This is a genomic window from Neorhizobium sp. LjRoot104 (assembly GCF_964253725.1).
GTDB lineage: Bacteria > Pseudomonadota > Alphaproteobacteria > Rhizobiales > Rhizobiaceae > Neorhizobium.
Genome location: NZ_CAXURS020000001.1, coordinates 4,359,701 through 4,376,776 on the forward strand (window position 1 = coordinate 4,359,701; position 17,076 = coordinate 4,376,776).

Genomic DNA, 17,076 nt, shown 5'->3' on the forward strand with positions numbered 1-17,076 from the left:
GGCGGACCATTGAGCCTCGATTCTCCGAAGGAGCCCGCGATCGAGCTTGTCGGCATCGACAAGAAATTCGGCACGGTACACGCGAACAAGAACATCAATCTGACGGTCGCCAAAGGCTCGATCCACGGCATCATCGGGGAGAACGGGGCAGGCAAATCGACCCTGATGTCGATCCTCTACGGTTTCTACCAGGCCGACCACGGTGAGATCCGCATCTCGGGAAAGCCGGTGACGATCCGTGACAGCCAGGCGGCGATCGCCGCGGGCATCGGCATGGTGCACCAGCATTTCATGCTGGTCGAGAATTTCACCGTGCTCGAAAACGTCATGCTCGGGGCCGAAGGCGGCCAGCTCCTCGCCAAGGGCGTTGCCAGCGCCCGCAAGGAACTGAAGCGGCTGGAGGACGATTACGGCCTCGAGGTCGATCCGGATGCGGTCATCGAGGAACTGCCGGTCGGCAGCCAGCAGCGCGTCGAGATCTTGAAGGCGCTTTATCGCGGTGCCGATATCCTCATCCTCGATGAGCCGACCGGCGTGCTGACGCCGCCGGAGGCGGACCATCTTTTCAAGGTCCTGCGCGTGCTGCGAGATCAGGGCAAGACGATCATCCTCATCACGCACAAGCTGCGCGAGATCATGGCGATCACCGACACGGTCTCGGTCATGCGCCGCGGCGAAATGGTCGCCACCCGCAAGACCGCCGAAACGACCGTCGAGGAACTTGCCGAACTCATGGTTGGCCGCCGCGTCCTGCTGCGCGTCGAAAAGGGCGCCGCCAATCCGGGAGCGATCCTGATGTCGGTCAGGAACCTGACGGTCAAGGACAGCCGCGGCGTCACCATGGTCGACGACGTCTCCTTCGACGTGCGCGCCGGAGAGATCGTCGGTATCGCGGGCGTCGCCGGCAACGGCCAGTCGGAGCTTCTCGAGGCGATCGCCGGCATCCGCAAGCCGTCGTCCGGCGAGATCCTTATCGACGGCAAGCCTGTCGCCGGCATCGATCCCGCGGGCCTGCGCGATCTCGGGCTCGCACATATTCCGGAAGACCGCCATCACATGGGCCTGGTCCTGAAATTCGAGGAATACGAGAACGCGATCCTCGGTTATCACCGCGATGCGAAATACGGCCGCGGTCCGTTCCTGGATCTCGACGCGATGCGCAGGGATGCGGAGGAAAAGATCGGCAAATACGATATCCGCCCCCCGAACCCCCGGCTGCGGACCGCCAATTTTTCAGGCGGCAACCAGCAGAAGATCGTCGTGGCGCGCGAAATCGAGCGCGATCCGAAAATGCTGATCATCGGCCAGCCGACCCGCGGCGTCGATATCGGTGCGATCGAATTCATCCACAAGCGGATCATCGAGATGCGTGATGCCGGCAAGGCGGTGCTGCTGGTCTCGGTGGAACTGGACGAGATCCGCTCGCTCTCCGACCGCATCCTGGTGATGTTCGCGGGCAAGATCGTCGGCGAGAAGTCGGGCGAGACGGGCGAGCAGACGTTGGGCCTGATGATGGCCGGGATCGCCGCATGACGCCTGGACCAATGACGCCTGGACCAACGACGCTTGAAGCAATGACCGAGCTGGAGCATGGAATGACTGAAATGGCTGCGGCAGGCTGGACGAGGGCAGCGGCATGAGCACCGCATCCGTCCCGCTCCCCGCCTGGATCAACTACGGACTCATTCCGCTGCTCAATCTCATCCTGGCCTTCTTCTTTTCCGGCCTGGTCGTCTGGGCAATCGGCGAGAACCCGTTCGAGGCGCTGCAGCTGCTGTTGATCGGCGCGCTCGGCCGCGGCGAAGGCATCGGCTTCACGTTGTTCTACACGACGAGCTTCATCTTCACCGGCCTCTCTGTGGCTGTCGCCATCCACGCGGGCCTGTTCAATATCGGTTCGGAAGGCCAGGCCTATCTCGGCGGTCTTGGTGCGGCGCTCGTGGCGCTCGCCATGGACAGTTATGTTCCCTGGTATGTGACCATGCCTTTCGCGGTCATCGGCGCCGCGCTGTTCGGCGCGGCCTGCGCCGCCATTCCCGCCTGGCTGCAGGCCAAGCGCGGCAGCCATATCGTCATCACCACCATCATGTTCAATTTCATCGTCTCGTCGCTGATGAACTACGTGCTGGTGCGCCTGCTGATCGTACCGGGCAAGATGGCGCCGGAAACCCGCACCTTCCTGCCCGGCGGCCAGCTCCCGAAGCTCGACTGGCTGATCGCCACGTTCGGCGGCAAGATCGGCGCAGCCCCGCTCAACTTCTCCTTCCTGATCGCGCTGATCATGTGCTTCCTGGTCTGGGTACTGATCTGGCGCACGAAGCTTGGCTATGAAATGCGCACGCTCGGCATCAGCCCGACGGCCGCAAGTTACGCCGGCATCCGCTATTCCAAGATCGTCATGATCACCATGCTGATCTCCGGTGGCCTTGCCGGTATGATGGCGCTCAACCCGGTCATGGGCGCTTCCGCCCGCCTGCAGATCGAATTCGTCGGGGGGGCCGGTTTCGTCGGCATCGCCGTCTCGCTGATGGGGCGCAACCACCCGGCCGGCATCGTGCTCTCGGCGCTGCTGTTCGGCATTCTCTATCAGGGCGGCGCGGAACTCTCCTTCGACATGCCAGGCATCACGCGCGACATGATCGTCGTCATCCAGGGCATGGTGATCCTGTTTGCCGGTGCACTGGAATACATGCTGCGCCCGTCCATCGTCCGGCTCTACCAGCAGCTCACCGGGAAATAGGCTCATGGATTATTTCGATATTTTCATCAGCATCCTCGGCTCGGCGGTTCGCCTTTCGATCCCGCTTCTGTTCACGGCGCTCGCCGGCCTCTTTTCGGAACGCGCCGGCATTTTCGATATCGGCCTGGAAGGCAAGATGCTGGCGTCCGCTTTCGCGGCGGCCTGCGTTGCCTATTGGACCGGCAATGCCTGGTTCGGCCTCATCGGCGGCATCGGGGTGTCGATCGTGTTTTCCTTCGTGCACGGCTTCGCCTCGATCACCAATCGCGGCAACCAGATCGTCTCCGGCGTGGCGCTGAATTTCGTGGCCGCCGGTCTGACGATCGTGCTCGGCCAGGCGTGGTTCAGGCAGGGCGGGCGCACCGGCCAGGTGCCGCCCGAAGGCCGCTTCTCGTCCATCGTCCTGCCGGGCGCCGACATGATGCGCGACGTACCGATCATCGGCCCGCTATATGCCAACGTGATCTCCGGCAACAACATCCTCACCTACATCGCCTTCCTGATGGTGCCGATCTCCTGGTGGGTTCTCTATCGCACCCGCTTCGGCCTGCGCCTGCGCGCCGTCGGCGAAAATCCGGGTGCGGTGGATACCGCCGGCATTTCGGTTGCCTGGTTGCGTTATCGCTCGCTGATCGTCGCCGGGTTCCTCTGCGGTTTCGCAGGCACCTATCTGTCGATCGCCCAATCGGCCGCCTTCATCAACAACATGTCGGCCGGCAAGGGTTATATCGCGCTGGCGGCGCTGATCTTCGCCAAGTGGAAGCCGGTGCCGGTCATGCTTGCCTGCCTGCTCTTCGGTTTCCTCGATGCGTTCGCGAACTTCATGCAGGGCAAGTCGATGCCGTTGATCGGCGAAGTGCCGGTACAGATCTTCCAGGCGCTGCCCTATATCCTCACCTGCGTATTGCTCGCCGGTTTCATCGGCACCGCCCGTCCGCCCAAGGCTGGCGGCGTGCCCTATACCAAGGAGCGCTGATAAGATGTCCCACGACCTTTTCGAAGCCGCCCGTGGCGCGATGGCCAAGGCCCATGCCCCCTATTCCAAGTTCCCGGTGGGCGTGGCGATCCGTGCCGATGACGGCAAGGTCTATCTTGGTGCCAATATCGAGAACATCTCCTTCCCCCAGGGCTGGTGCGCGGAGCCGACGGCGATCGGCGCGATGATCATGGGCGGGGGAAAGAAAATCGTCGAGCTGGCGGTGATCGCCGAAAAATTGGCGCTCTGCTCGCCCTGCGGCGGCTGCCGGCAAAAGATCGCCGAGTTCGCGTCCGCCGGTACACGTATCTACCTCTGCGACGATCTCGGCGTGCAGAAAACCGTCACCATGGCGGAGCTCCTGCCATTTGCGTTCGAAACCGACGTGATCGGCTGAGGCGGTGGACATGAGGCAAGTCATCGATCTGCTCGTCGATCGCCTGAACGGCCTGATGCCGCGCCACGCGGTGGTGCTCGGCTCCGGCCTCGGTTCGCTGGTGAACGAGGTGACGGAGGCCGTCCGCATCCCCTATGGCGCGCTCGAGGGTTTCCCGGTGAGCGGCGTCACCGGCCATGCGGGCGAAATCGTCGCCGGTTATCTCGGAGCCGAGCCGGTCATCATGCTCTCCGGACGCGCGCACTATTACGAGCACGGCGATGCCAAGGTGATGCGCTTCCCGATCGAGGTGATGAAAGGCCTTGGCGTCCAGTCGCTGATCCTGACGAATTCGGCGGGATCGCTGAGGGAGGATATGCCGCCGGGTTCGGTGATGCAGATTTCCGACCACATCAACTATTCCGGCATGAACCCGCTGATCGGCGAGGAAGGCGACGGGCGTTTCGTCGGCATGACCACCGCTTATGATGCAGACCTGGCGCTCGACATGCGCAACGCGGCGATCCGTTGCGGCATCCCGCTGTTTTCCGGCGTCTACATGTGGTTCTCCGGACCGAGCTTCGAGACGCCTGCGGAAATCCGCATGGCGCGCACGCTTGGCGCCGACGCGGTCGGCATGTCGACGGTACCGGAAGTCATCCTCGCGCGCTATTTCGGGCTCAAGGTCGCGGCCGCATCGGTCATCACCAATTTCGGCGCAGGCATGACCGGTGCGGAGCTGAGCCACGCGGAAACCAAGGACATGGCTCCGATAGGCGGGCAGCGGCTGGCGGCCATTCTGAAAGAAATGTTGGCTTGATTACACGATATATTTCAATCGGCTACGTCCCGTGCGGCCCCGCGTCCCGCCGGTGCGGCTTGCATCTAATCGTTTGAACGGTAAATATGATCGGGCGCATGACCCAGAAGTCGAACAGACTTTGATCGGACCTGCGTCGCCTTTGAATTTACTGCGTCCCTGATGCGGCCAACGGTCGCGCGGCGCGGTAACCAAGCCGGGGAGGCACTCGACATGGAACTCCTGAGCCCGCGTGAGGCGGCAGCCTTCGCGCTATCGCTTCTCGACCTGACGAACCTGCGCGACGATTGCGACAATGCGGCGATCGAAAAACTTTGCCTGCGCGCCCAGACGCCTTACGGCAATACGGCGGCGATCTGCATCTGGCCGCGTTTCGTCGCCCATGCGCGCCAGATATTAGGCCCCGAACATCCGATCCGTATCGCGACGGTCGTGAATTTTCCGTCCGGCGATCTGGCCGTCGCGACCGTGATCGAAGAGACGCGGCAGGCGATCGACGATGGCGCCGATGAGATCGACATGGTCATTCCCTATCGCAGGCTGCTCGCCGGCGACGAGGCGGCGGTGACCGAAATGGTCGAGGCCGTCCGTGCGGCCTGCCCCGATGTGTGCCTGAAGGTGATCCTGGAGACGGGCGAGCTCAAGGACAGCGCCGTCATCCGCCGTGCCTCCGAACTTGCGATCGCTGCCGGCGCCGATTTTATCAAGACTTCCACCGGCAAGGTGGCTGTCAACGCGACTCTCGAAGCCGCCGACATCATGCTGCAGGCGATCCGGGATTCCAGGAAACGGGTCGGCTTCAAGCCTGCCGGCGGGATATCGACTGTTGCCGACGCCGATCTCTATTTCCGGCTTGCCGAAACCATCATGGCTCCGAACTGGATCATGCCGTCCACCTTCCGCTTCGGTGCGTCAAGCCTGCTCGACGACATTCTCGGCGTGTTGAGCGGCGGCACCACCGTCCGTGCTTCGAGCGGTTACTGACGCAATGATCCCGCAGGAGATCATCCGTCGCAAACGCGACGGAAAAGTCCTCGCCGGCGAGGAGATCGCTGCCTTCATCGCGGCCCTGACAAAAGAGGAAATCTCCGAGGGCCAGGCGGCTGCCTTCGCCATGGCTGTCTTCTTTCGGGGCATGTCCCGCGATGAGACGGTGGCGTTGACGCTTGCCATGCGTGATTCCGGGACTGTCCTAAATTGGGACGGTCTTCGCCGGCCGGTGGCGGACAAACATTCGACCGGCGGCGTCGGCGACAATGTCTCGCTGATGCTCGCACCGATCGTTGCGGCCGGCGGCCTTGCGGTCCCGATGATTTCCGGACGTGGGCTTGGCCATACCGGTGGCACGCTCGACAAGCTGCAGTCGATCCCGGGTTACAGCGTCATGCCGGACGAGGCTTTGTTCCGCAAGGTGGTCGATGAAGTCGGCTGTGCCATTATCGGGCAGACGAGCGACCTCGCGCCAGCCGACCGCCGGCTCTACGGTATCCGCGACGTGACGGCCACCGTCGAATCCGTGCCGTTGATTACCGCCTCCATTCTTTCCAAGAAACTCGCGGCAGGTCTCGGCAGCCTCGTGCTGGACGTCAAGGTCGGCAACGGCGCCTTCATGGAGAGCCTGGGTGAGGCGGAGACGCTCGCCCGCTCGCTGGTCGAGGTGGCCAACGGGGCGGGCGTGAAGACGGCGGCGCTGCTGACCGATATGAACCAGCCACTCGCCGATGCGGCTGGCAACGCGCTCGAAATCGTCAACTGTCTCGATTTTCTCGCCGGGCTGAAGGCCGGCACGCGGCTTGAAGTCGTCGTTCTGGCGCAGGCCGCGGAAATGCTGGTCCAGGCAGGTGTGGCGAGTGACCTGTCGGAAGCCGAGGAGAATGCCCGGCTGGCCTTGAACTCCGGCGAGGCGATGGAGCGCTTTGCCCGCATGGTGCATGCGCTCGGCGGACCAGTGGATTTCTGCGAGCGGCCGGATGCCTATCTGCCGCGCGCGCCGGTGCGGCTGCGCGTGGCGGCGCCGCGCGATGGATACCTTGCCGCCTGCGAGACCCGCGCCCTCGGTTTGGCCGTCGTCGAACTCGGTGGAGGCCGCAAGCGAGCGGCGGATGCCATCGACCATAGTGTCGGTATCAGTGAGCTGCTGCCGCTCGGTAGCCTGGTTTCGGAAGGCGAGCCGATCGCCATGGTGCATGCCAGAACTGAAGAGGATGCCAGGCGGATCGCCGCGGATGTCGCGCGCTTCTACACGGTCGCCGACGCTCCGGCCGCAGCCGCACCGGTCGTCCTCAAGCGCATCGGCTGATCACTGGATCAGCTTCAGGTTCCCGCCTTCCACCTGGAAGGATTTCAGCTTCTTGAGGAAGCTCATGCCGACCAGCGTACCGGTCAGCGCCTTGTCGCGCAGCACGAAGGCATCGACATCCTTGACGCGCACGCCGCCGATCTCGATCCGGTCGAGCACCACATGCGCCGCCTCGGTGCCGCCGTTGGCGGTGTTGACCGTGTAGCGGAAATCCAGGCCGTTGGCGCTGTAGCCCAGCTTGCGGGCGGTGCTCTCGTTGATCGCCACCAGCGACGCGCCGGTATCGACGAGGCCATCGACGGATTTGCCGTTCATCCGGAACGTGCCGTTGAAATGTCCGCGTCCATCCGCTTCCAGCGTCACGCTGCCGGACGCCACCGAGACAGCCGTCGCCTTTGCAGGTGTTTCGATGGCGGCCATCGCCTCCGGCGGATGATCGGCGCGCTGGATCATGGCTGGGATCTGTGTCGCCAGCAGCGCCGCAACGGCTGCAAAAATGACGGTGCGCAGGAGCATGAACAACCCTCTCGGCATGAACCGGATATCCGCTTCCTGCATAACCGACAAATCATAAGAAAACGGCCCGCGAGGTCTCCGCAGGCCGTTCAATTCAAAGCTTGGTAAGCGAATTCTAAACTACTTACTTGGTGCCGTACATGCGGTCGCCGGCGTCACCGAGACCGGGCACGATATAACCCTTCTCGTTGAGATGGCTGTCGATCGAGGCGGTGTAGATCCTTACGTCCGGATGCGCCGCATGGAAGTTTGCGATGCCCTCGGGTGCCGCGAGCAGGCAGAGGAAGCGGATGTTGTGCGCCCCGCGCTCTTTCAGCTTGTCCACGGCCGCGATCGAGGAATTGCCGGTTGCCAGCATCGGATCGACGACGATGATCAGCCGTTCGGCGATGTCTTCCGGCGCCTTGAAGTAATATTCCACCGGCTGCAGCGTCTCATGGTCGCGGTAGACGCCGATATGCGAGACGCGGGCGGAAGGCACCAGTTCCAGCATGCCTTCGAGGAGCCCGTTGCCGGCACGCAGGATCGAAGCGAAGACCAGCTTCTTGCCTTCGACCACGGGCGCCTGCATCTCGACCAGCGGCGTCTCGATGGTTTCCATGGTCAGTTCGAGGTCGCGGGTGACTTCGTAGCAGAGCAGCATCGAGATCTCGCGCAGCAGCCGCCGGAAACCGGCCGTCGAGGTCTCCTTCTTGCGCATGATCGTCAGCTTGTGCTGCACCAGCGGATGGTCGATGACAGTGACGCCGTCCATGAGCTTCCCCTTATTGTTTGCCTGTCTCTTCTTTCAGGAAAAAGACCGGTTCCGCAAGCCGTCAGGCGCGACTGGCGGTCTCATCCCCAGCCTCTGGCCCGCTCCGGGCATCCAACCGGGCGATCAGTTTCGCCCTTGTCGCTTCATCCACGAAGGCAGCCTCGATCGCCGTCCGCGTCATCGCGTCGATTGCTTCGTCCGACATTCCCATGATCGCCGAGGCGATCTCGTATTCGCGGGCGAGCGAGGTGTGGAAGAACGGCGGGTCGTCGGAATTGATGCAGACGCGCACGCCGGCGGCCTCGAGGCGCTTCAGGGGGTGACTGTCGAAATCCGGAAACACGTTCAGCGCAATGTTCGAGCCCGGGCAGACCTCCAGCACGGTGCCCAGCTCGACAAGCCGCTCCACCAGTGCCGGATCCTCGATTGCGCGCACGCCATGGCCAATCCGGGAGGGTTTCACCAGATCGAGCGCATCGGAAACGCTGAAGGCGCCGCAGACTTCGCCGGCGTGAATGGTAAGGCCCAGTCCCGCATCGCGGGCGATATCGAAGGCGCGGGCATAGTCGGCGACGCGGCCCATGCGTTCCTCGCCAGCCATGTTGAAACCGGTGACCAGAGGGTTTTTCGCCCGGGCGGCGTATTCGGCGGCCGAGATCACCCGGTCCGGGCCGAAATGCCGCTCGCCGGTCACGATGATCCGCGCCTCGATGCCGGTCTTCTCGCGCGCCGCTTGGATGCCGTCGCAGATCCCGGCGAGGTAGGCGTCCGCTCCAAGCCCGATCCGGTCTCCGTGGTCGGGCGAGACAATGATCTCGCTGTAGATCGTGTTGGCGGCGGCGAGTTCCAGAAGATAGGTCTCGGTCAAAAGCGCGTAGTCACCGGCGGTTTTGAACAGGGAGGCAACCGCATCGTAGCAGACGATGAATTCGGCAAAATCCGACCAGACATAGGCGCCGTCGCGCAGCACTTTGCTCGCGTCGATGCCGTATTTCTCTGCCTGGGCTGCTGCCAGTGCCGGCGGCGTGGCGCCTTCGATATGGCAATGGATCTCGGCCTTGAGGAGGTGGCTGGTCAAAGGAAGCTCCATCCGTTGGGGCCGGGCGGGATCGACAGATGCGCGGCGATGGTCTCGGCAATGTCCGAATAGGTCGATCTGATCCCGATCGAGCGCGAGCGGATGCCCGGTCCGAACGCCATGACCGGCACCCGCTCGCGGGTGTGGTCGGTGCCGCGCCAGGTGGGGTCGCAGCCATGGTCGGCGGTTAGGATGACGAGATCGCCGGGCTTCAGCCGCCGATGGACGTCCGGCAGGGCGCGGTCGAAGGCTTCGAGCGCCGCGGCATAACCCGGCACATCGCGGCGGTGGCCGTAGAGCATGTCGAAATCGACGAAATTGGTGAAAACCAGATCGCCCAGCGCCGCCTCGTCCATGGCGGCAAGGGTCGCGTCCATCAGCGCCGCATTGCCGTCCGCCTTGATGACGCGCGAGACGCCCTGGTGCGCGAAAATGTCGCCGATCTTGCCGATGGCATGCACCGACCGGCCGCCCCGGATCAGCCGGTCGAGCAATGTCGGCTCCGGCGGCGGCACGGAGAAGTCACGGCGATTGCCGGTGCGCCGGAACGTCTCTGCCGTTTCGCCGAGGAAGGGCCGCGCGATCACCCGGCCGATATTCATCGGATCGAGCAGCACTCGCACCGTTTCGCAGAGCCTGAGCAGCCGGTCGAGGCCGAAATGGGTTTCGTGGGCGGCGATCTGGAAGACGGAATCCGTCGACGTGTAGCAGATCGGCTTGCCGGTGCGGATATGCTCTTCCCCGAGGCGAGCGATGATTTCGGTGCCGGATGCGTGGCAGTTTCCCAGAATGCCCGCAATGCCGCCTTGGCGGCAGATGGCGTCCACCAGTTCGGGGGAGAAGGCTTCGCCTTCGGTCGGGAAGTAACCCCAGTCGAACATCACGGGCGTCCCGGCGATTTCCCAGTGGCCGGACGGCGTATCCTTGCCGCGGGAGATCTCGTTGGCTGCGCCATGAAGGCCGAAGATCCGATCCGGCATCGGCATGCCGGCGGGATAGTCGCCGCTGGCAAGCTTGGCGATTTCCAGAAGTCCGAGCGACGACATGTTCGGCAGATGCAGCGGGCCTTCCCTCAGGCCCGCCCGGTCGCCGACGCCGGCCGCGCAGAACTCCGCGATATGCCCGAGCGTGTTGGAGCCCAGATCCCCATACTCGTCCGCATCCGGGGCGCCGCCCACGCCGAATGAATCAAGAACGAACAGGAAGGCACGCGCCATCGGTCACCCGGAAGTTTGAATATTGCCAGCCGACGGTTCTGCTGGCCGGCCCGAATCGGGATTCATATAGCCGCGGGGCGTATTAGCAAAGGGGGATAACGTCCGATGCGCTTCAGCAATTGGTGCAGTTGACACTGTCTCCGAGGCGCTGGCGGTAGAAATATTCCCGCGCAATGGTCAGGTCCCGCACCTCACTCGGCAAAAGACCCGACATGAACATCAACAGTTCATGATGGACAGAGACTTCCGCCCGGACGAGGAAGGAATTGGCTATATGCATGTCGGCCGGCACCTGGACCGCAGACCCGATCACATACGGCTTGCCATTTTTGTCATCCCATGACCAGGCAACCGTCGGAGTGCCAGTCGCATCGAGAGTCACCCCCGTGACCTTGATGCTGAGCGTGTTGGGCGTATACGGCGCAAAAAGACTTGCGGTCACGTCCTTCATCGTGGCGAGCATCGTCTTGTCGACGCTCGTTTCCCGGGTCACCAGATCGGCGATGGTGCTGGCGCTGCGCGTCACCCGCTTGGAGACGCTGAGGCCGATGGTGATCTCGAAGGACGTGATATAGAGGCTGAGAAGCAGCGGCGCGATGAGCGCGAACTCCACGGCGCCGACGCCGCGCCTGTCGGTCACCAACTGCCTGAGACGGATCAGCAGGCCCTGATATCGCGCCCGGGGCTGGCGCTTTTGCTCTTCCATCACGGATAATCCTCGGCTCGGAAAGCGGATGTCTCGACGATCAGGAAATAATTCGGACGTCCGCCGCCCGCAGGACGGACGTTTGTGATGTAGGGCCGGATGAGATCGGTGATGACATCCCAGCGGTAGTAGGCGCGCAGCATGTTGATGCTTTTGGCGGGGCCCGGTGCATAGGCGAAGGAAGACGTGTCGAGTTCCCCGAAAGCGGCACCGGTCGAACGCGGAATCGTCGTCGGGATCAGGGCAAAGCTGGCGAACGAGCGGACATCGAGCAGGAGTTTGTCCGGCGTCGCGATCTCCTCTTCGCTGCACTTGATCATGATCGATATTTCTTCGCAGAAGGCGCGGCGGAATTCTGTTTCGTTCTTGTCTGTGCCGCGATTGAGCCCATAGGTGATGTTGCCCGTCCTGAGCTTGCGCGCCATCGTATCGACGGCATTGGCGACGAGCTGCTCGCCCGTATAGGCGATGAAGGTTTCGACGATCGCGAAGACGATCAGGAAATAGGGAATGGCCAGCAACGCGAATTCGATCGCCGCCGCACCGTCCCTGGAGCGGACAATCCGCCGCCACGCGCCCTTGCCTCTCACGGGGATCGGCGCCCTGTTACTGGTATCGTCATAATCCTGGCACATGGTTCCCGTCCGACAGCCCGGCTTGAGCCCTGCCGATCGTATGGCCGGATTATTGAGATTCCGTTGCGGCGATACACAGCAGTTTAACCACCTGTCCCTGATCAGGGCGTAGCAGTGTTCTTGAACTCGGCATGCTGCTCGCAATTGGGCGTGCAGGAGAGGATGGAACGTTCGGTTTGCCGGAAGACGCGCACCGTATTCCCTTCGTCGATGGAAACGAGGACGCGTTCATCGGCAATCGCATTGCCCTCGGCGTCCAGCAGCACGAGATTGGTCGTGCCGAAACTGCGGCCGGTCAGGACGATGGTGGTGGAATCCGCAACGGTGGCATCGGCCACGTTCGAGTTGCCGACGATGACCTTGCTGACCGGCCTGTCGAGTTTCAGCACGCGCGCGTGATTCATGAATACGCGCAGAAGGTCCTCTTGATCCTGCGCCGCCGCTTGCCCTGCGCCCGCGAAGACGACACCGCAAATGGCGAGGAGTCGGACCATGACGCTACGGAACAGCATTGGAGGGGACCTTCAGGTGAGGTTGTTATCTGCGCAAGGATGGCTGCGATTGGTGAATGAAGGGTTAAGCGGCACAGAACGCGGTTCCGGCTCTCGTCTTAACCATTGCCGATTGGACGGGATTGCAACCCGCGGAGGTGATTTCAGGGGTTCTGCATGCAAATTAAGACACTGTAAAAAAATGCACATTAGCAGGTTATGAGTAGGGCCAAGCGATCGCTCGAATGCAAATTTTCTTCTTTGCCCTTCGTTTACCACGCAACCGGCAATCCTCCGTTAACCGGAAGGTAACGATATTCCTTAAGCCGATAGCAATCGTCACTCTGTAGGTTGCAGTCATCCGAACAACGGAAAACAGTTGTCGGGAAGTGCTGAACAACAAATATGGAGTAGGAGAGTTCCATGACCAAGATTTTCGCTCGCTTTATGAAAGATGAGTCTGGTGCTACCGCCATCGAGTATGGCCTTATCGCAGCCCTCATCTCCGTTGCTCTGATCGCCGGCGCGACGACCCTCGGCAATTCGCTGAGCACGACTTTCAATACAATCTCTACCAAGATGACCACTGCTGAGACCACTGCGGCTACTCGATAATTCGACCCGTCGGTTCGATATGTATTTGCGCAAAGCCGCCCGCAGGGGCGGCTTTGCCTATTTGAAACTCTGCGCCTTTGCGGCCTTCGGCATGCAAGTCATCGGGATGGAGAACGAATGGCAAACATGATTGTTGCGTTTCTGGTTCTGTCCATCCTGCCGCTCGGACTGGCGCTTGCCGCTATCTCTGATCTCGTCACGATGACGATCCCAAACCGGGTATCGGCAGCCCTTGTCGCTTCCTTTCTCATCCTCGCGCCGCTCTCAGGTCTCGCATGGCCGGAGATCGGCATGAGTTTCGTTGCCGGGCTCGCCGTATTCGGTGTCTGCTTCGGCCTATTTGCTTTGAACGTCATGGGTGGCGGCGATGCCAAGTTGCTGACCGCGGCTGCGATCTGGTTTGGCTTCAATCATTCGCTTCTAGTCTTCCTGGTCACCGTCGGTTATGTCGGCGGCGCTGTGACCCTTGTTTTCCTGCTCCTGCGCTCTCAGGCGGGGTCGGTCATGGCCATGGGCATTCCCCTCCCGCCATCCCTCGTCAATGCCAAGAAGATCCCATACGGCATCGCCATCGCGATCGCCGGCTTCCTGACCTTCGAGCAGGCGCCGATCCATCTCCTGGCCATGAAGGCGTTTCAATAAAGGTTTCAGCGATTGAAAGATCGCGTTAACCAGAATTGTAAGCGTCTTATTAACTATAATTACACCATTGGAGGCCATTCTCCGGGAAGTTAGTGTTCCCTCAAGGAATGGCCATGAAGCCCACCCGTATCATTATTCTAGCGGTTGCCGTGGTGGCGGCGGGCCTCGCCGGCATGTTGGCCATGCGTCTTTCCGGCAAGAAGGCACCTGAACTGGTGGAAACCGTCATCCAGAAGGAGCCGACGGTCAAGGTGCTGGTTACGGCCGAGAACCTTCCCGTGGGCAGCCGGTTGAACGACAAGTCGATGGCATGGATGTCCTGGCCCTCGAGCGGCATAGTCGACGGATTCATCACCGATTCCACCCGTCCGAATGCGATGACCGAGCTTCAGGGCGTCGTGGTCCGCATGCCGATGTTCAAGGGCGAGCCGATGCGCGCCGAAAAGATCGCCGACTCATCCAGCCGGATCATGTCCTCGCTTCTGCCATCCGGAAAACGGGCGGTCGCTACCGAGATATCGGTTGCGACAGGCGCCGGCGGCTTCGTGCTGCCGAATGATCGCGTCGATATCATCATGGTGCGCGAGAACAAGGACAGCGGCAACTATATTACCGAAAACATCCTGAGCAACGTTCGCGTCCTCGCGATCGACCAGCAGGTCCAGGAAAGCGAGGACGGCAAGAAATCCGTCGTCGGCACGACGGCGACGCTGGAACTGACGCCGGATCAGGCAAAGGTCATCGCCGTCGCCCAGCAGATGGCGCAACGGCTGACGCTCGCGCTGCGTTCGGTCGCGGATTCGCAGGAGGCCGACACGCTGGCCCCGGACTACTTGCTGCACGGGGGTGATGGCAAGGCGGATATCCAGGTCATCAAATCGGGGGCGATCGTCAAGAGCACGGCGGCGGAGCAGGCGAAATGAACGGAGCGTTCAAGTGAACAGTCTGAAACACAGGATTCGTAGCTCGGCGGCGGCAGGCATGGCTTTTTGCCTCGCCTTTTCCGGCATTTCGCTGAATATCGCCCCGATCAGCCTTGAACCGGCGCAAGCTCTTGCTGCCGAAAACAGCGTCGTCCGCATCACCGAAGGCGGTCCCGGAATACGCAAACGGCTTCAGCTCGGCCTCAACAAGGCCCTGGTCGTCGATCTGCCGTCGGACGCCCATGACATTCTCGTCGCCGACCCGACCATGGCCGACGCGGTGACGCGCACCTCCCGCCGTATCTATCTTTTCGGCAAGACCGTCGGCCAGACCAACATCTTCGTGTTCGGACCCAACGGCGAGGAAATTGTCAGCCTGGACGTGGCTATCGAGCGCGATATTTCCGGCCTCGAACAGAACCTTCGCCGGTTCCTGCCGGAATCGAACATCAAGGTCGAGATCATCTCCGACAACGTCGTGCTGTCCGGCAGCGTGCGGACGCCGCAGGATTCGGCGCAGGCGGAGAAGCTCACCACCGCCTTCCTCAAGGGCGGTGAGGCGACCACCCGCAATATCACGGCTCAGGGCAATAACGGTGACGCGGATATCTTCGCCGAGACCCGGCAGCAGTCCCAGATCGTCAACCTCCTGACGATCGAGGGCGAGGATCAGGTCACGCTGAAGGTGACGGTTGCGGAAGTCAGCCGGCAGGTCCTGAAGCAGCTCGGGTTCAATGGCTCTGTCACCGGTCCCAAGGGATCGATTTCCTTTGCCAATCCCGCCAATCTGGGAAATGCCATCGGCTTGGCCGCTCAAGGCGTCATGTCCGGCAACATAGGCAATGTCGGTCTTTCGACTTACATGAACGCCATGGAACAGGCGGGCGTCATGCGCACGCTTGCCGAACCCAGCCTGACCGCAATTTCCGGCCAGCAGGCGAAATTTTATGTGGGCGGCGAATACCGCCTGCCTGGCCAGCAGGAGGTCGATGGCCAGGCAGGCACTGTCACCCAGACGGTCGATACGGTCGATTACGGCATCGAGCTGAACTTCAAGCCCGTCGTTCTGTCCCCCGGGCGCATCAGTCTGGTGATCGAGACCAACGTGTCGGAGCCGACCTACGAAGGTTCCGCCGTGACGGGCAACGGCGCTTCCCTGCGGGTCCCGGGCAATACCTACATGTCGATCCGCAAGCGCGAGGCTTCGACCACGGTCGAGCTGCCATCCGGCGGCTCCATCGTCATCGCCGGCCTGGTACAGGACAATGTCCGCCAGGCGATGTCCGGCCTTCCGGGTATTTCCAAGGTTCCGGTCTTCGGTACGCTTTTCCGCAGCAAGGACTTTGTCCGCAACGAAACCGAACTCGTGATCATCGCGACGCCCTATCTGGTCCGTCCCGTTGCGCGCAACGAGATCGCCCGGCCGGACGACAACTTCAATCCGGAAAACGATGGCGCGACCTTTTTCCTGAACCGCGTCAACAAGATCTACGGCCGTAAGGAACCCGCCGCGGCGGGCCAATATCACGGCGCCGTAGGCTTTATCTACAAGTGAGCGGTCATGGACATTGAAACCCAGAAGATCTCGGCCGAAGGACAGGATGCCATGACCAACGGTTTAACCAGGTCCCGCAGCAGCGCGGTCGCAGCAGCCCTGGCGCTTGCCGTGTCCGGCCTGCTTCTGTCGGCCTGCGGCAACAGCCAGCTCACCACCGGCTCCATCCCCGACGACTATCGCACCCGCCATCCGATCGCGCTGGCTGAAGGCCAGACGGCGCTGGATATCCCGATCGCCTCGGGCGATGTCCGCCTGACCACCGGGATGCGGGATACGGTGAAGGGATTTGCGCAGAACTTCCTGGCGTCGCCGGCCGGCGTGATGCAGATCCAGGTGCCATCCGGCTCGTATAATTCCGGCGCGGCCCAGCATCTGGCCGGCGATATCCGCCGCGAGCTGACGCGTTCCGGCATCAAGCCGCAGCGGATCCTGATGAGCAGCTACGCCGCCTCGCCGAATGGCGATGCAGCGCCGATCAGGCTTTCCTACGTGACGACCAAGGCGATGACCGGCCAGTGCGGCGAATGGCCGGCGGACCTGTCGGACAATACGTTCGGCAACCGGAACTGGTATAATTTCGGCTGCGCCAGCCAGAACAACCTTGCAGCCCAGGTGGCCAATCCCACGGACCTGATCGCCCCGCGCGCCATAACGCCGATCGACGCCACCCAGCGCGCCAAGGTCATCAGCGACTACCGCACCGGCGGCACCGCCACGACGACGCCGTAAG

19 protein-coding genes are annotated in these 17,076 nt (G+C 62.2%); 12 read left to right on the plus strand and 7 right to left on the minus strand.

The annotated features are described in order from the left end of the window. Positions 1-9 precede the first annotated feature (9 nt). The 7 genes from ACSQ8R_RS21305 to deoA all read left to right on the plus strand — a co-directional run bounded on the left by ACSQ8R_RS21305 (position 10) and on the right by deoA (position 7,211). The gene (locus ACSQ8R_RS21305) at positions 10-1,533 is read left to right on the plus strand and encodes an ABC transporter ATP-binding protein (protein WP_436255207.1); all 1,524 of its coding nucleotides are present in this window, start codon (positions 10-12) and stop codon (positions 1,531-1,533) included. A gap of 103 nt (positions 1,534-1,636) precedes the next feature. After that, complete coding sequence (locus ACSQ8R_RS21310; RefSeq protein WP_436255208.1) at positions 1,637-2,740, plus strand: ABC transporter permease; 1,104 nt, start codon at positions 1,637-1,639, stop codon at positions 2,738-2,740. A gap of 4 nt (positions 2,741-2,744) precedes the next feature. After that, positions 2,745-3,716 carry an ABC transporter permease gene (locus ACSQ8R_RS21315; protein ID WP_436255209.1) on the plus strand — a complete coding sequence of 324 codons (972 nt, stop codon included), beginning with the start codon at positions 2,745-2,747 and terminating at the stop codon, positions 3,714-3,716. Positions 3,717-3,720: 4 nt separating this feature from the next. After that, positions 3,721-4,113 carry a cytidine deaminase gene (locus ACSQ8R_RS21320; RefSeq protein WP_210010365.1) on the plus strand — a complete coding sequence of 131 codons (393 nt, stop codon included), beginning with the start codon at positions 3,721-3,723 and terminating at the stop codon, positions 4,111-4,113. A 10-nt stretch (positions 4,114-4,123) separates the two neighbouring features. Continuing rightward, complete coding sequence (locus tag ACSQ8R_RS21325; protein WP_436255210.1) at positions 4,124-4,912, plus strand: purine-nucleoside phosphorylase; 789 nt, start codon at positions 4,124-4,126, stop codon at positions 4,910-4,912. 213 nt (positions 4,913-5,125) lie between these two features. Then, positions 5,126-5,896, plus strand: coding sequence for a deoxyribose-phosphate aldolase (gene deoC / locus ACSQ8R_RS21330; RefSeq protein ID WP_436255211.1), 771 nt, complete (start codon positions 5,126-5,128; stop codon positions 5,894-5,896). A gap of 4 nt (positions 5,897-5,900) precedes the next feature. Continuing rightward, positions 5,901-7,211: a thymidine phosphorylase gene (gene deoA / locus ACSQ8R_RS21335; protein ID WP_436255212.1), complete on the plus strand. Its 1,311-nt coding sequence runs from the start codon at positions 5,901-5,903 to the stop codon at positions 7,209-7,211. Here deoA and ACSQ8R_RS21340 read toward each other — a convergent pair whose 3' ends face one another. From ACSQ8R_RS21340 to ACSQ8R_RS21370, 7 genes are all read right to left on the minus strand, one after another. Continuing rightward, the gene (locus ACSQ8R_RS21340) at positions 7,212-7,745 is read right to left on the minus strand and encodes a TIGR02281 family clan AA aspartic protease (protein ID WP_436255213.1); all 534 of its coding nucleotides are present in this window, start codon (positions 7,743-7,745) and stop codon (positions 7,212-7,214) included. A 106-nt stretch (positions 7,746-7,851) separates the two neighbouring features. Further along, complete coding sequence (upp, locus tag ACSQ8R_RS21345; RefSeq protein ID WP_046603487.1) at positions 7,852-8,481, minus strand: uracil phosphoribosyltransferase; 630 nt, start codon at positions 8,479-8,481, stop codon at positions 7,852-7,854. A gap of 61 nt (positions 8,482-8,542) precedes the next feature. After that, the gene (locus ACSQ8R_RS21350) at positions 8,543-9,559 is read right to left on the minus strand and encodes an adenosine deaminase (RefSeq protein WP_436255214.1); all 1,017 of its coding nucleotides are present in this window, start codon (positions 9,557-9,559) and stop codon (positions 8,543-8,545) included. Further along, entirely contained in the window at positions 9,556-10,776 is a 1,221-nt protein-coding gene (locus ACSQ8R_RS21355) for a phosphopentomutase (protein WP_436255215.1), read from the minus strand. The genes ACSQ8R_RS21350 and ACSQ8R_RS21355 overlap by 4 nt, the downstream gene beginning before the upstream one ends. 112 nt (positions 10,777-10,888) lie before the next feature. Then, complete coding sequence (locus ACSQ8R_RS21360) at positions 10,889-11,482, minus strand: TadE/TadG family type IV pilus assembly protein (protein ID WP_436255216.1); 594 nt, start codon at positions 11,480-11,482, stop codon at positions 10,889-10,891. Continuing rightward, on the minus strand, positions 11,482-12,117 hold the full coding sequence (locus ACSQ8R_RS21365) for a TadE/TadG family type IV pilus assembly protein (RefSeq protein ID WP_436255217.1): 636 nt from the start codon (positions 12,115-12,117) through the stop codon (positions 11,482-11,484). The genes ACSQ8R_RS21360 and ACSQ8R_RS21365 overlap by 1 nt, the downstream gene beginning before the upstream one ends. Before the next feature lie 101 nt (positions 12,118-12,218). Beyond that, positions 12,219-12,611, minus strand: coding sequence for a pilus assembly protein N-terminal domain-containing protein (locus ACSQ8R_RS21370; protein ID WP_436255538.1), 393 nt, complete (start codon positions 12,609-12,611; stop codon positions 12,219-12,221). Between the two features lie 420 nt (positions 12,612-13,031). Here ACSQ8R_RS21370 and ACSQ8R_RS21375 point away from each other — a divergent pair, with 420 nt between their 5' ends. The 5 genes from ACSQ8R_RS21375 (at position 13,032) to ACSQ8R_RS21395 (ending at position 17,075) form a co-directional block, all read left to right on the plus strand. Then, complete coding sequence (locus ACSQ8R_RS21375; RefSeq protein ID WP_436255218.1) at positions 13,032-13,223, plus strand: Flp family type IVb pilin; 192 nt, start codon at positions 13,032-13,034, stop codon at positions 13,221-13,223. Between the two features lie 126 nt (positions 13,224-13,349). Continuing rightward, a complete protein-coding gene (locus ACSQ8R_RS21380; RefSeq protein ID WP_436255539.1) occupies positions 13,350-13,865 on the plus strand; it encodes an A24 family peptidase in 516 nt (171 codons plus the stop codon). Positions 13,866-13,978: 113 nt separating this feature from the next. Further along, a complete protein-coding gene (gene cpaB / locus ACSQ8R_RS21385; protein WP_436255219.1) occupies positions 13,979-14,788 on the plus strand; it encodes a Flp pilus assembly protein CpaB in 810 nt (269 codons plus the stop codon). A gap of 13 nt (positions 14,789-14,801) precedes the next feature. Continuing rightward, positions 14,802-16,343 carry a type II and III secretion system protein family protein gene (locus tag ACSQ8R_RS21390; protein WP_436255220.1) on the plus strand — a complete coding sequence of 514 codons (1,542 nt, stop codon included), beginning with the start codon at positions 14,802-14,804 and terminating at the stop codon, positions 16,341-16,343. A 6-nt stretch (positions 16,344-16,349) separates the two neighbouring features. After that, a complete protein-coding gene (locus ACSQ8R_RS21395) occupies positions 16,350-17,075 on the plus strand; it encodes a CpaD family pilus assembly protein (RefSeq protein ID WP_436255221.1) in 726 nt (241 codons plus the stop codon). Position 17,076: the final 1 nt, after the last annotated feature.